Raw genomic sequence first — 14,666 nt, 5'->3', positions numbered from 1 at the left:
GGAGAGCTTGTTCTAACTCCTGTTTGTCCCGAATAGTCATGTTAGGAATGATCTTGACTTATTGGGAAGGGAGACTGAACGTTCATGCGTGTTTCTAACGTTACCGTTCGTCGCAGATTGTTTACTGCGCTTATCATTGGCACTGTCATCTTTACAGCACTTATTCTCCGTCTTGCTTATGTCCAGCTATGGATTGGACAAGACTTAGCGAATAAAGCAGAGGATAGTTGGCGGAGAAAAATAGACTTTGCGCCCAAGCGAGGCGAAATTCAAGATCGCAATGGGATTACAATGACATACAGTATGAGTACACCTACGATAGTCGCTATTCCTGTTCAAATTCAAGACGCTCGAAGTACTGCGGCCAAACTTGCCGAAGTGCTGCAAGGGAACGAAGATGACATTTATAAACAGATTACAAAGAAAACATCCCAAAACGATATCAAGCCTTCTGGACGCAAAATAACGATTGAAAAAGCGCAGGAAGTACGAAATCTAAATCTTCCTGGTATTGTAGTAGCAGAAGATAACAAACGATATTATCCTTTTGGCTCGTTAGCTGCCCATATTCTTGGTTTTGCTGGATTAGATAAAGGGTTGACAGGCATTGAGGCAAAATATAACAGCCAATTAACGGGAATAGCCGGAAGCATATCTTATATGACTGATGCAGCAGGAAGAACGTTGGAAGGGACAACGGATACTTATACGAAGCCAAAAGACGGCCTCAATATGAAGCTGACAATTGACAGTCACTTGCAATCGGTGCTTGAAAGAGAATTAGATCAGGCTATGGTACAGTATAAGGCGCAAAATGTTATTGCCATCATGATGGATCCTAATAATGGAGAAATCCTTGCTATGGGGAGCAGGCCTACGTATGAACCAGGCAATTATAAGGATTTTCCGGCTGAAACCTATAACAGGAACTTACCGATTTGGAAAACGTATGAGCCGGGATCTACTTTCAAAATAATTACGCTAGCTGCAGCGTTAGAGGAAAAAAAGGTTGATTTAAAAAATGAACAATTTTACGATCCCGGATTTATTGAGGTCGGAGGAGCTAGACTCCGCTGTTGGAAACGCGGAGGTCATGGCAGTGAAACGATGCTGCAAGTCGTCCAAAACTCCTGTAACCCCGGATTCGTCGTTATGGGACAGCGTTTAGGCAAGGAAAAGTTGTTTGATTACATTTCAAAGTTTGGCTTTGGGAAAAAGACGGGAATTGACCTCGGCGGCGAAGAAAATGGGATTATGTTTAAGCCGTCTCAGGTGGGTCCTGTTGAGCTTGCGACGACGGCATTCGGTCAAGGGGTGTCGGTCACTCCGATCCAGCAAATTACTGCTGTCTCTGCGGCTATTAACGGAGGAAGACTTTTTAAGCCGTATGTAGCAAAATCGTTTACGAATCCGGATACGGGTGAGGTTGTTGATGTTGTAGAGCCCGAGCTTGTGCGCAATGTCATCTCGGAGGACACATCAAAGCAAGTACGCGAAGCGCTTGAAAGCGTAGTTGCCAAAGGCACAGGGCGCAATGCGTTTATCGACGGCTATCGCGTAGGTGGGAAGACGGGGACAGCGCAGAAGGTCATTAACGGACGTTATTCGCCGGATGAGCATATTGTTTCTTTCATTGGCTTCGCGCCAGCCGATAATCCGAAGATTGTCATCTATGCAGCTGTGGATGATCCTCAAGGGATTCAATTCGGAGGTCTGATAGCAGCTCCGCTTGTGAAGAATATGATGGCTGATGCTTTGCGGTATATGAAAGTCGAACCGGATAAAAACCAGCTTGATAAAGAGTATCGCTATGGTGAAATACCGGTTGTTGAGGTGCCGGACTTGGTTGGAGCCTCCGTTGATGATATATTAGAAGATCTGAACATGAATTTTAGGCTGGCTAAGTCGGGCAGTGGCAAATATGTAATCAGTCAAGCGCCGAAACCGGGTTCACGTGTAGATCAAGGCTCTACAATACGCATTTTTCTCTCGAATAATGCACCGCCGCAGTAATCTGGTTTGGACGGCCCGAAAAAAGATTTGCAAGTAAGACATGTTTAGCTTTTCCATAGGCATAAAATTGTCAATAATAGGTAGCAAAAACGTTAAGGAGAGGGTTGCTCATGAAACTTCAGGAGCTTGCTTCCGCACTGCTCATTACCCACATACATGGAGATGCTGAAACAGAGATTACTGGGATTGAAGCAGACTCTCGTAAAATAAAAGCAGGGGATTTGTTTCTATGCATCCCTGGACTGACAGCAGATGGTCACGATTATGCCCCAAAAGCGATTGCGCTTGGGGCTTCTGCGCTTGTAACGGAAAGAGTCCTTGACTTGCCAATTCCCCAGCTTGTTGTGAAAGATGCGAGATATGCAATGGCAGCTTTATCAGCCCATTTCTATGGCTATCCCAGCAAAGAACTGAAATTAATTGGGATTACGGGTACGAATGGCAAAACGACATCGACCTATTTAATCGAGAAAATATTGCGGGATCAAGGCTTCACGACGGGACTTATGGGAACGATTCAAATGAAAATCGGCGATACCTATACAGAAATGGAGCGCACAACGCAAGAAGCTGTTGATTTACAGCGCAGTTTTCGCCAAATGTGTGAACAAAAGACGGATTACTGCATTATGGAAGTGTCCAGCCATGCTTTGGAATTAGGTCGAGTGAAGGGCATTCATTTCCGGTCGGGTATTTTTACGAATTTAACGCAAGATCATTTGGATTATCACAAAACGATGGATGCTTACGCAGGTGCAAAAGGTTTGCTCTTCTCTAGATTGGGGAATGGTTTCTCAGCTGATTTCAAAGAGCGTCAGTATGCTATTTTAAATGCGGATGACGCTGCTTCCCATACGTTCAGTAAGCTGACAGCGGCGCAAATTATTACATATGGGATAGAGAACGAATGTGATGTAAGGGCGACAAAGATTCGAATTACGGCTCAAGGCACGGAATTTCAGCTTATTTCCTTTGCGGGAGAGGCTTTTTTCAGAATGAAATTAGTTGGTAAATTTAACGTGTACAATGCGCTCGGGTCCATTGCAGCGGCACTGGCTGAAGGGATTCCCCTTGAAGCGATCCGGAATAGTTTAGAAGATATTTCGGTCGTAGATGGGCGCATGGAGGTTGTGAATGAGGGACAGGATTACTTAGTCTTGGTTGATTATGCTCATACCCCAGATGGACTAGAGAATGCCCTGTCAACTGTACGTGACTTTGCAGAAGGTAAGGTAATTACTGTGTTTGGCTGCGGTGGTGACCGTGATCGAACGAAACGCCCTCTTATGGGTAAGGTTACGGCCAAGTATAGTGATTATTTATATGTGACTTCAGATAATCCGCGTACGGAGAATCCAGATGCCATTCTGGATGATATCGTTCCTGGTCTAAAAGAGGTTAATTTCCCAAAGGAACAGTATGAATTAATCGTGGATCGCAAAAAAGCGATACAAAAGGCTATTGAAGGGGCAGGCCCTAAAGATGTAATATTGATAGCGGGAAAAGGCCACGAAACGTATCAGGATGTCATGGGGGTCAAGCATGATTTCGATGATCGATTGGTGGCTAAGGCTGCGATAAGGGGGAGAGGACGATGATAGAGCGCACGTTGGAACAAATGACAGACATGCTAGGCGTTGAAAGTGTGCTGGTGACCTCAACGTCAGCGGATAGGGATATATCAATAATGGGTATATCTACCGACACACGTACAATACGACCAGGAAGTTTGTTTGTGCCGCTGATCGGGGATCATTTCGATGGTCACGCTTATGCCTCAGATGCTTACAGCAAGGGTGCTGCGGCTGCCTTATGGCAAGATGACCATCCTCACCCCCCAGAAGGCATGCCTATCATTCGCGTCAAGGATACGCTAACAGCTCTGCAGCAGTTGGCTAAATCTTATCGCAAGCAGCTGCCGGTTCGCATTATTGGCATTACGGGGAGTAATGGCAAAACGACGACTAAAGATTTAGTTGCCGCCGTTTTGGGCAGTACGTTTCAAGTGCATAAAACAAGGGGAAACCTGAATAATCATATTGGTTTACCTCTCACGCTGCTCGAGCTTGAGGAGACCACGCAATTCGCCGTGGTCGAGATGGGGATGAGTGGACGTGGTGAGATCGAACTGCTATCCCATCTGGCTGAGCCGGAAGCGTCGATCATTACGATGATCGGCGAATCGCACATGCTTCAGCTGGGCTCGCGGGAAGAAATAGCTCGGGCTAAGGCCGAGATTATTAGCGGAATGCCCAGCGGTGGGCTGTTCGTCTACAACGGCGACGAACCGCTGGTTGAACAGGCCCTCGCGGAGCGAGGCCTGCCAGAGGGGCTGCGCCGTATCCGCTTCGGCAGCGGCGCGGGCAATGATCTGTTCCCGACCGACATCCAGATGGATGCGGACGGGGCGCACTTCCAGATCAATTCACCGGTGTACCCGGAATTGTTCATTCCCTTGCTTGGCACGCATAATGTAATTAATGCGTTAGCAGCCATTGCCATCGGCGAGGCCTTCGGCGTCTCGCCCGAGGGAATTGCAGCGGGACTTCGCTCGCTGCAGATGACAAGCATGCGCATCGAGAAGCTGACAGCAGCCTCAGGGCTGACTGTGCTTAACGATGCGTATAACGCCAGCCCGGCATCCATGCGGGCAGCGATCGATTTGACCGAGCAGCTGAGCGGCTTCGGTCGCAAGTTCCTCGTGCTCGGCGACATGCTGGAGCTTGGTGAGCACGAAGAGGAGTTCCATCGCGGCATTGGCCGGATGCTCTCTCCGGAACGTGTAGACTATGTCTTCACGTTCGGCCGTCTTGGCCGTTACATCGCGGATGAAGCGGCTCAGCAATTCCCGAAGGCGTGCGTACGCGCCTTCGATGACAAAGAGCAGCTCGCGGCAGAGCTCGGGGCTGAGGTACGAGCCGATGACCTTGTGCTCGTAAAAGGCTCGCGCGGCATGCGTCTCGAACATGTGGTTAATGCCTTACTAGCCTAGATGGCGGTTATATTTAATTATAAGATGAAACAGTAGATCGTTTTCGAAAGACGAAAACGAGCAGGGGGAACCAACGTGGAAAACGCAATTTTATTAACGATGGGCGTAGCCTTTGTGCTTGCGCTTATTATGGGACCGCTTTTTATACCCATTTTGCGGCGTATGAAATTCGGACAACAAATTCGTGAGGATGGCCCGCAAGGGCATCTGAAAAAACAAGGGACACCGACGATGGGCGGGGTCATTATTTTACTCGCGCTGGCCCTTGCTACGCTTCGTTTTGCGGATAAAAATACGGATCTTCTAATCCTGTTAATAGCCTCATTAGGCTATGGGTTAGTTGGCTTTCTCGACGATTATATCAAAATTATTTTCAAGCGATCACTTGGTCTTACAGCGAAACAAAAGCTGTTCGGTCAGCTCTTGATCTCCGCCATTGTTTGTTACCTGCTTGTCATACAAGGGCACAGCACGGACTTATATATTCCATTTGTGGCTTTCCACTTCAACCCAGGCTGGTTGTACTTTCCGTTAATGGCCATTCTGATGTTGGGTGCATCGAATGCGGTGAATTTTACAGATGGTCTTGATGGACTGCTTGCAGGGACAAGTGCCATTGCATTTGGTGCTTACACGGTTATTGCTATGAATAATACGCAGCCGGAAGCGGCTATTTTTTCGGCAGCCATGGTTGGGGCCGTACTCGGCTTTCTCGTTTTTAATGCGCATCCAGCCAAAGTATTTATGGGTGACACGGGATCGCTCGGGATTGGTGGCGGCCTTGTGGCTGTTGCCATTTTGACCAAGGCTGAGCTGCTGCTTGCGATTGTTGGCGGTGTGTTCTTGGTTGAAATTCTTTCTGTTGTGATCCAAGTTGTTTCTTTCAAGACGAGAGGCAAGCGTGTTTTCAAAATGAGTCCGATCCATCATCACTTCGAATTGGTTGGCTGGTCGGAATGGCGCGTTGTTATCACATTCTGGGTCGTAGGTCTCGTGCTTGCTGTACTCGGATTATATATGAATGAGGTGTTGTAGAGCATGATGCATCCGCGGGATTATCGTGGACTTGAAGTGATTATTTTGGGCTTGGCTCGCAGCGGAGTCGCTGCGGCTAAGCTTTTTCATCAAAAAGGAGCCTTGGTCACGGTCAACGACAAAAAAGAGCGAAGCGCATGCCCTGAAGCCGACGAACTTACGGCTCTGGGTATTTCTGTTGTATGCGGCTTTCATCCGGAGTCCTTGGTGCATGAGGGTGTTTCTCTCGTTGTGAAGAACCCAGGAATTCCCTATACGATAGAGCCGATTCGCAAAGCACAAGAGCTCGGAATTGAAGTCGTGACAGAGGTTGAGGTTGCTTATCAATTCTGTGAAGCTCCAATTATTGGTATAACGGGCTCGAATGGCAAGACCACGACGACAACATTGATTGGTTTAATGCTGGACGCAGCTGGTTTATCTCCCGTTGTAGCGGGTAATATCGGGCGCGCATTAACCGAGGCTGCGCCTGAAGTTACAGCTGATAACTGGATGGTTGTTGAGCTTAGCAGCTTTCAACTGAAAGGAACGACTTCGTTCCGACCAACGATTGCCCTTTTGTTAAATGTGTACGAAACTCATCTGGATTATCATGGTTCAATGGATGACTATATCGCTTCGAAAGCTAAAATATTTGCGAATCAAACCGAAGAAGATACGGCAATCCTGAATTGGGACGATGAGGTCTGCCAGTCATTAATTCCTAGTCTGAAGGCTAAGCTGTTCCCTTTTTCTATGAAAGAAAAGCTCGCTTTTGGCGTCTACTTCGATGTAGAGACTGAGGTCATTGTTTATGCAAATGAACTAGGCCAAGTGAAGCCGATAATGCCGGCAAGTGAAATGGGGATCCCAGGCAGCTTTAACGTCGAGAACGCGTTAGCAGCGGCGGCAGCAGCCATTACCGCTGGTGTTCAGCTGGATGCCATAGCAGATGTGCTCAGAAGCTTCCAAGGCGTAGAACACCGTCTGGAGCTCGTTAGAGAGTTGAAGGATGTGACCTTCTATAACAATTCCAAAGCGACGAATGCAGCGGCCTCGATAAAGTCGATTGAGGCGTTCAACCAGCGTGTTGTTCTGATTGCAGGAGGTTTGGATCGCGGGTCAGATTATATGGAACTTCTGCCTACTTTTCGTGAGCGGATTAAAGGTATCGTTACTTTAGGTCAAACGAAAGAGAAAATTACGCATATTGCCGAGATGGCAGGGATTAGCCGCATTCAAACCGTCGATACTGCTAAGGATGCAGCGGACGCGGTGGCACAAGCCGTTCAGCTAGCCTGGCAAATGAGTGAACCTGGAGATATTGTTCTACTTTCACCTGCTTGTGCAAGCTGGGATATGTTCCCCTCCTATGAGGACAGGGGACGCATGTTTAAGGAGTCCGTGCATAACCTTTAAATAGGGCTTATCCACATATGCTGTTTGGTTGGCGATATTGTCGCTGCTTGCTGATATGTATCATGGATGACGCCCACAACACACGAAGAGGTGTCTGTTATGGGTAAAGCACGGTCCGCTCCTGACATTTGGATTATTGTTCCAACCTTGTTGCTTTTGACAATTGGCGTTATTATGGTTTACAGCGCTAGCAGTGTTCTTGCATTTCGCGAATTTGGCGACTCCCTTTACTACTTGAAACGTCAATTTATATTTGCTGTTTTGGGTGTTATCGCCATGTTTTTTACGATGAATGTTGATTATTTAGTTTGGAAAAGGTTTGCCCGAGTAGCGCTTTTTGTTTGCTTTGCCATGTTGATTATCGTTCTGATTCCCGGCATCGGGGTTGTTCGCGGTGGGGCAAGAAGCTGGTTAGGTATTGGTGCCTTTGGTATTCAGCCGTCCGAATTTATGAAAATTGGGATGATTCTCTTTCTCTCCAACTTGTTATCCGAAAACCAAGCGAAAATAACCTTATTCAGAAAAGGATTATTGCCACCGCTTGGCATTATGGGCTTAGCGTTCGGTCTCATTATGCTGCAGCCTGACCTTGGAACAGGTGCTGTTCTCGTCGGAGCTTCGCTGCTCATCATCTACACATCGGGGGCGAGATTGCTTCATCTCTCTTATCTAGGTATGATAGGGGTTGCGGGTTTTATCGGACTCGTCATTGCCGCCCCATACCGTTTGAAGCGAATTACAGCATTCTTGGATCCGTGGCAGGATCCGTTAGGTGCAGGTTATCAGTCGATTCAATCACTCTATGCGATTGGACCGGGAGGTCTTGTAGGGCTTGGTCTTGGTATGAGCCGTCAGAAGTACAGCTATTTGCCAGAGCCGCAAACGGACTTCATTTTCTCCATTATTGCTGAGGAACTTGGATTTATCGGCGGTACGCTTGTGCTGCTGCTCTTCACGATTCTTGTATGGCGCGGAATGCGGGCAGCTATTACTGCACCAGATACGTTTGCCAGTTTGATCGCTGTAGGCATTATCGGCATGATTGCCGTTCAAGTCATTATTAATATTGGTGTTGTTATTGGGATGTTCCCGGTAACCGGCATTACTTTGCCATTCATAAGTGCAGGAGGGTCTTCATTGACGCTTATGCTGACATCGGTCGGCATCCTGCTCAATATATCCCGCTATTCGAGGTGACAGGGGAATGAAAACGATTGTCTTTACCGGAGGAGGCTCCGCAGGACATGTTACACCTAACATAGCGCTGATGCATAAGCTTGCGCAGTTAGGTTGGGAAATTAAATACATAGGTTCGGCTACGGGCATCGAGAAAGACATCATTGAACGCGAAGGGGTACCTTTTTATTCGATTTCGTCTGGAAAATTACGTCGATATTTTGATCTGAAAAATTTCAAAGACCCTTTCAAAGTGATGAAAGGCGTCTATGAGTCTTATAGATTGCTCCGTCGTTTGAAGCCCGCCATCGTCTTTTCGAAGGGCGGGTTCGTTTCCGTCCCGGTCGTTCTTGCCAGTCGGATGAATAAAATTCCGGTGATTATTCATGAGTCGGATATAACGCCAGGGCTTGCGAACAAAATTTCAATTCCTTTTGCAACCAAGGTCTGCGTAACCTTTCCGGAGTCCTTACAGCATGTTCAAAGAGACAAGGCTGAGCTGACAGGTTTACCGATACGTGAACACATTCTCAGTGGTAAAGCGTCTCGCGCTTACCAGCTTTGTGATTTTCATTCGCAAAAACCGGTCATTTTGGTGATGGGCGGCAGCCTAGGCTCACAAGTGATTAACCAAGCTGTCAGAGGCAACCTGGAGCAATTACTTGCTCAATTTCAGATCGTACACCTATGCGGGAAAGGCAATATTGCATCAGAGCTTGCTAATACCCGGGGGTATAAACAATTCGAGTATTTGAATGAAGAGCTCCCCGATATTTTGGCAATGACAGAGCTTGTTATTTCAAGAGCCGGTGCCACATCTATTTATGAATTTTTAGTCATGGAAAAGCCAATGCTGCTTATTCCTTTATCGCTGCAGGCAAGTCGAGGAGACCAGATTCTAAATGCGGAATCCTTTCAGAAAGCTGGCTACGCGGACGTTATACAAGAAGAAGCCTTAACAGCCGATACGCTCGTAGAGCGTGTGGAAGCTCTTCATACGAATCGAGAGGCCTACAAGGCAGCGATGCAATCGCGAAAAGAAAGCGATGCGGTTGCATCAATCGTAAAACTGATTGAAACTTATAGCTTATCGCCTTGATTTTACTAAACCGAATAGGCGATTGTCACACTCTATCCGATTTTACATAAACTACACTATAACCGTGACAGACACCTAAGGCTTAATATGGCGCCAAACAACGAAGACCGGCCATCTTCGACTCGGTCCGTATTATGAAATTATGAAGCTTGAAGCTGCTTTTCAAGATAATTTCGCCCTACGTTCTGTGAAGGAGGTTTTCCCATGCAACAGTTAATATCCGACTTACAGGCAGCAAATATTGGCGAGATTCGAACGAATGAACGACTAGCCCCTTATACGACATGGAAAATCGGCGGTCCGGCTGATTGCCTCGTTATCCCCCAAACGAAAGAGCAGGTAGCTGCTGTCATCCGATTTCTATATGAACGCGGTGTTCCATGGACGGTCATCGGTAGAGGATCTAACCTGCTTGTAAGTGATAAAGGCATTAGAGGGGTCGTTATTAAACTTGGCAATGCGTTAGAAACGCTTCGCTTTGATGGTGCGATGGTCTACGCAGGTGGTTCCTATTCGTTCATTAAATTGTCCGTACTAGCGGCCAAAGAGGGTTTAACCGGACTGGAGTTTGCTTCTGGCATTCCCGGTTCTGTGGGAGGCGCCGTCTACATGAATGCAGGGGCTCATGGGTCCGATGTGTCACGCATACTCAAGCAGGCTGAAGTCATCCTGGACACAGGGGAATTGGTCACGATGCAGGCGGAGGATTTGCAGTATGCCTATCGACATTCCATTCTGCAAACATTGCCTGGCATTGTAACGGAAGCTGTCTTTGAATTACAGGTTGGAGAGCGCAAAGAAATAGCGGGAGCCATGGCGGCTTACCGGGATCGGCGCCTCCGCACGCAACCGCTTCAATTAGCTTGCGCTGGGAGTGTATTTCGCAACCCCGAAGGGGGATTCGCAGCTAAGCTCATCGAAGAAGCTGGCCTGAAAGGCAAACGTGTCGGTGGAGCTGAAATCTCTAAGCTTCACGCCAATTTCATTGTTAATACTGGAGATGCTACAGCCGAGGACGTTCTCACTCTCATAGGCGAGGTACAGCTAATCGTACAGAAACAGTACGGCATATCGCTAGTACCGGAAGTTCTGGTGATGGGTGAGAGGTAAATCGGAGGTGGAACTTTGGAGAAGCTCGTTATCGAAGGTGGAAGACCTCTTACGGGAGCCATCCAGATACACGGCGCGAAAAACGCCGCATTACCAATTTTAGCAGCCTGCATCCTGGCTAGCGGCACTCATACCTTGCATAATGTTCCTAATTTGCTCGATATTGACACCATGCTGCGCATTCTTCGCGCGCTGGGCTGTCGTGCTGAGCAGCAAGGGGATACAGTATCCATTACAACATCCACAGCTCATTCCTCTCATATCCCAGAAGAATTGATGGGGCAGATGCGTTCTTCCATCTTTCTAATGGGTCCGCTACTCGCTAGATTCGGCAGTGTTACGGTCTATCAACCGGGTGGCTGCGCGATTGGTGAACGTAAAATCGATTTGCACCTTAAAGGTCTGCAGGCTCTAGGAGCCAACATTGAAGAATTCGCCAACAAAATTGTTTGTAAGGCAGATTCATTGCACGGCAGCGAGATTGTTCTAGACTTCCCAAGTGTTGGTGCAACAGAAAATATTATGATGGCTGCTGTTAAGGCAGAGGGCATCACAACGATTTACAATGCTGCCCGTGAGCCTGAGATTCAGGATTTGCAAAACTTCCTGAATGCGATGGGCGCCGATATCATTGGCGCAGGTACGGACACCATTACGATTCGCGGAGTGGAGTCATTGTCTCCTTGCGCATACCGCATCATACCCGATCGTATTGTAGCCGGAACATTCCTTGTTGCAGCAGCTGCGACGAAGGGAAATATAACCTTGGAAAAGGTGAACCCTGCTCATTTAACCTCGGTTATCCATGTCCTCAAGCGCGCAGGTGTTCAAATCATCACGGACGGTGATATAATACATGTAAGCTGTCCGACTAGACCGAAGCCGGTCGAACGAATTGTTACTTCACCGCATCCGTCCTTTCCAACGGATCTTCAATCGCAAGTCATGGTGCTGTTATCTCTAGCAGATGGACTGAGCGTAATGAAAGAAACGATATTCGAAGGTAGATTTAAACACGTTGATGAACTTTCCCGTATGGGAGCGGATATCCGTGTAGATATGAGTTCAGCCTTTATCCGAGGGGTTCCAAGGCTATATGGAGCTACAGTTGAAGCGACTGATTTGCGAGCCGGTGCAGCGCTTGTTATTGCCGGTCTGGCTGCGCATGGCACAACGATCGTTGAGCAAATTCATCATATTGATAGAGGCTATGATAGAATTGAACATATGCTTTCCATGCTGGGAGCCTCCGTGCATCGCCAATCACCCGTCCCAAGCGAGTAGAATGTTTGAATGACTTCCGCGGATCCCTTCCTGCTTGCAGGTGGGGATACACGGTTTTCATTTGTTTATCATACGAAAATAATAGGTGGTGCCCATCTTGTCAGAAGACCGCAAAGTACCCACTCTGCCTGTTCCTAAGCCGCGTGCGCGTACGAATCGGAAGCTGCTCATTTTCTTGTTCGTTTTTTTCATCACTGTTCTTATCATTTTGTTTTTTCAATCTTCCCTTAGCCGAATAAGTGCCATTGAGGTTGAAGGAAATGAACTCATGGCCTCAGAAGCAATTGGACAAGCTAGTCAAATTGCTATCGGTGATCGTTTCTTTGCAGTTAGCTCACAAGCTATCCAGCAGCGCATTGCCAAGATGCCTATGATCAAAACAGCCGTCGTGAAGAAGCATTTTCCAGGTATTATCCGTATTAATGTAGAAGAATTCCCGAAAGTGGCGTTCCAAATTGGAGCAGATGGTAAGAAGCAGGCTGTGCTTGCTGATGGTGCTGTCGTGCAGCTTTCTGCAGGAAGCATTCCCTTAGATATGCCAATTTTGACGGGGTGGACAGACGGCGATCCGAATAAGGCCGCACTTTGCAAAGTGCTTGGAGAAATTCCGGAGAGTGCGCTTTCTGACATATCCGAAATTAAACCGGACCCATCGGAACCATACCCTGACAAGATCAAACTGTACACAAGATCCCAATTTGAAGTGTATACAACCATTGCCTATTTACCTGAGAAAATTGACAATTTACCTGCTTATATAGCAAGCTTACAAGAAGATCATATTACGAGTGGTGTTATCAAAATGCTAGAAGTAGAATATCACGCTCCTTTCGAACCCAATGAAGATTCCAAAAATGAAGCGAACAATTCATCCGGTCAGAAAGCTGGGGGCAATTCCCCAAGTCCTACACCTGATTCGAACAAAGATGGGGGTAAGACAAGCCCGAAGGCGACTCCAAAAGCGACGCCCAAACCATCACCAAAGGAAACAGCGCGTCCTTCCTGACAAAAAAACGTTTAATGGGCTACTCAATCACTTAAAATAATGTTAAAATTAGATTTATGGTTAATTAGGTATCTATCAGTTCATTACATTGATTTAAGTATTTACTAGACAGGATCTATATCATTTTCTCATCATTAAGACTAGATATGTAAATGACTTTTTTTACTAGCAAAAAAAATGTAGAAAAAAGAGGGAATATGGCGGTTGTGTGGAATACGTATAGAAGTATTTGTGAGGAATTCACTTTATTACCCAAGTTACAGGAGGTGCCAGGGGCTTGAGCAACAATGACATCATTGTTAGTTTAGACATCGGTACATCCAAGGTTCGAGCTATTATTGGGGAAGTCGTAAACGGAACCATTAATATAATAGGTGTGGGATCTGCCGAGTCAGAGGGTATTCGTAAAGGCGCAATCGTTGATATTGATCAAACTGTGAATTCAATTCGCAGCGCTGTCGATCATGCTGAACGAATGGTCGGCGTACAAATTTCCGAGGTTTACGTAGGAATTTCAGGTAATCATATTGCTCTTCAATCTAGTCATGGTGTTGTCGCTGTTTCTAATGAAGACCGAGAAATCGGAGAAGAGGATATTGATCGTGTTATTCAGGCGGCTAGAGTCATCGCATTACCTCCCGAACGTGAAATTATTGGAGTTGTACCTAAGCAATACTTAGTAGATGGACAAGAAGGTATTAATGATCCTCGTGGCATGATTGGTGTTCGCTTAGAAGTGGAAGCAACAATTATCACTGGAGCGAAGACAGGGATACATAATTTAATCCGTGTTGTGGAAAAATCCGAACTGAAGGTTGCAGGCCTCATCTTGATGTCGCTAGCATCTGGACAGTTAGCCTTATCAAAGGATGAGAAAGTTGTTGGAACGGTTCTTGTTGATGTAGGTGCAGGGGCAGCAACGATTGCTGTATTTGAACAAGGTAATCTTGTGGCAACGTCGACGATTCAAATCGGTGGCGAGTACATCAGTAATGATATCGCAATTGGACTCCGGACTCAGCTCGAAATCGCAGAGAAAATAAAGCTGAAATACGGTTGTGCTTCTGTAGATGATTCAGCGCCCGATCAAGTCTTTAAGGTTACGAGAATGGGAAGCAATGTGGAAAAAGAGTTTTCGCAAGTAGACCTCGCGAATATTATTGAACCCCGTGTTGAAGAAATTTTCCAAATGATTCGTGCGGAAGTTCATCGTTTAGGATATGGTGATTTAGCTGGTGGTTATGTGCTTACAGGCGGAACGGTTTGTATGCCAGGCATACTTGCGGTCGCACAAGCTGAACTTGCAACATCTGTACGTATCGCTGTTCCGGATTTCATTGGAGTACGTGATCCTTCCTACACGAGTGGCGTTGGTATCATTCAATTCGTATCCAAATATATGAAAAATCGGAATTCGGGTTTCTCGAAGAAAGTAGTAACGAAGACAACAGCAAAAAAATCCTCCGATAGTAATAAACCAGGTTTTCTTGAACGGGTAAAAAATTTTTTCAGTGAATTTATATAGTGAACGCAAAGTTAGGGGGATATGACTC

11 protein-coding genes are annotated in these 14,666 nt (G+C 46.7%); all 11 read left to right on the top strand.

The window, feature by feature from the left end:
• Positions 1-84 precede the first annotated feature (84 nt).
• The 11 genes from ASD40_RS09440 to ftsA all read left to right on the top strand — a co-directional run bounded on the left by ASD40_RS09440 (position 85) and on the right by ftsA (position 14,638).
• Positions 85-2,013, top strand: a complete 1,929-nt coding sequence (locus ASD40_RS09440; RefSeq protein ID WP_057303054.1) for a stage V sporulation protein D — start codon at positions 85-87, stop codon at positions 2,011-2,013.
• A gap of 110 nt (positions 2,014-2,123) precedes the next feature.
• Positions 2,124-3,611 carry a UDP-N-acetylmuramoyl-L-alanyl-D-glutamate--2,6-diaminopimelate ligase gene (locus ASD40_RS09435; RefSeq protein WP_057303053.1) on the top strand — a complete coding sequence of 496 codons (1,488 nt, stop codon included), beginning with the start codon at positions 2,124-2,126 and terminating at the stop codon, positions 3,609-3,611.
• The gene (locus ASD40_RS09430) at positions 3,608-5,005 is read left to right on the top strand and encodes a UDP-N-acetylmuramoyl-tripeptide--D-alanyl-D-alanine ligase (protein ID WP_057303052.1); all 1,398 of its coding nucleotides are present in this window, start codon (positions 3,608-3,610) and stop codon (positions 5,003-5,005) included. Before ASD40_RS09435 ends, ASD40_RS09430 begins: the two co-directional genes overlap by 4 nt.
• 99 nt (positions 5,006-5,104) lie before the next feature.
• The gene (mraY, locus tag ASD40_RS09425) at positions 5,105-6,040 is read left to right on the top strand and encodes a phospho-N-acetylmuramoyl-pentapeptide-transferase (RefSeq protein WP_057303232.1); all 936 of its coding nucleotides are present in this window, start codon (positions 5,105-5,107) and stop codon (positions 6,038-6,040) included.
• 3 nt (positions 6,041-6,043) lie between these two features.
• On the top strand, positions 6,044-7,438 hold the full coding sequence (murD, locus tag ASD40_RS09420) for a UDP-N-acetylmuramoyl-L-alanine--D-glutamate ligase (protein WP_057303051.1): 1,395 nt from the start codon (positions 6,044-6,046) through the stop codon (positions 7,436-7,438).
• A gap of 99 nt (positions 7,439-7,537) precedes the next feature.
• Complete coding sequence (gene spoVE, locus ASD40_RS09415) at positions 7,538-8,635, top strand: stage V sporulation protein E (protein WP_057303050.1); 1,098 nt, start codon at positions 7,538-7,540, stop codon at positions 8,633-8,635.
• Positions 8,636-8,642: 7 nt separating this feature from the next.
• Complete coding sequence (locus ASD40_RS09410) at positions 8,643-9,713, top strand: undecaprenyldiphospho-muramoylpentapeptide beta-N-acetylglucosaminyltransferase (protein ID WP_057303049.1); 1,071 nt, start codon at positions 8,643-8,645, stop codon at positions 9,711-9,713.
• Positions 9,714-9,917: 204 nt separating this feature from the next.
• Positions 9,918-10,823 carry a UDP-N-acetylmuramate dehydrogenase gene (murB, locus tag ASD40_RS09405; RefSeq protein WP_057303048.1) on the top strand — a complete coding sequence of 302 codons (906 nt, stop codon included), beginning with the start codon at positions 9,918-9,920 and terminating at the stop codon, positions 10,821-10,823.
• A gap of 15 nt (positions 10,824-10,838) precedes the next feature.
• Positions 10,839-12,107: a UDP-N-acetylglucosamine 1-carboxyvinyltransferase gene (murA, locus tag ASD40_RS09400; protein ID WP_057303047.1), complete on the top strand. Its 1,269-nt coding sequence runs from the start codon at positions 10,839-10,841 to the stop codon at positions 12,105-12,107.
• Positions 12,108-12,195: 88 nt separating this feature from the next.
• On the top strand, positions 12,196-13,113 hold the full coding sequence (locus ASD40_RS09395) for a cell division protein FtsQ/DivIB (protein ID WP_082562156.1): 918 nt from the start codon (positions 12,196-12,198) through the stop codon (positions 13,111-13,113).
• A 277-nt stretch (positions 13,114-13,390) separates the two neighbouring features.
• A complete protein-coding gene (ftsA, locus tag ASD40_RS09390) occupies positions 13,391-14,638 on the top strand; it encodes a cell division protein FtsA (RefSeq protein WP_057303045.1) in 1,248 nt (415 codons plus the stop codon).
• Positions 14,639-14,666 lie beyond the last annotated feature (28 nt).

Origin of the sequence: Paenibacillus sp. Root444D2 (assembly GCF_001426375.1) — a bacterium.
Lineage (GTDB): Bacteria > Bacillota > Bacilli > Paenibacillales > NBRC-103111 > Paenibacillus_E.
The sequence above is the reverse complement of the archived record's forward strand: the minus strand, read 5'-3'. Positions and strand labels throughout refer to the sequence as shown.

Coding starts and splice junctions, on each gene's coding strand:
- ASD40_RS09435 (WP_057303053.1), top strand. CDS start 2,124: ATGAAACTTCAGGAGCTTGCTTCCGCACTGCTCATTACCCACATACAT.
- ASD40_RS09430 (WP_057303052.1), top strand. CDS start 3,608: ATGATAGAGCGCACGTTGGAACAAATGACAGACATGCTAGGCGTTGAA.
- spoVE (WP_057303050.1), top strand. CDS start 7,538: ATGGGTAAAGCACGGTCCGCTCCTGACATTTGGATTATTGTTCCAACC.
- murD (WP_057303051.1), top strand. CDS start 6,044: ATGATGCATCCGCGGGATTATCGTGGACTTGAAGTGATTATTTTGGGC.
- murB (WP_057303048.1), top strand. CDS start 9,918: ATGCAACAGTTAATATCCGACTTACAGGCAGCAAATATTGGCGAGATT.
- ASD40_RS09410 (WP_057303049.1), top strand. CDS start 8,643: ATGAAAACGATTGTCTTTACCGGAGGAGGCTCCGCAGGACATGTTACA.
- ASD40_RS09440 (WP_057303054.1), top strand. CDS start 85: ATGCGTGTTTCTAACGTTACCGTTCGTCGCAGATTGTTTACTGCGCTT.
- mraY (WP_057303232.1), top strand. CDS start 5,105: ATGGGCGTAGCCTTTGTGCTTGCGCTTATTATGGGACCGCTTTTTATA.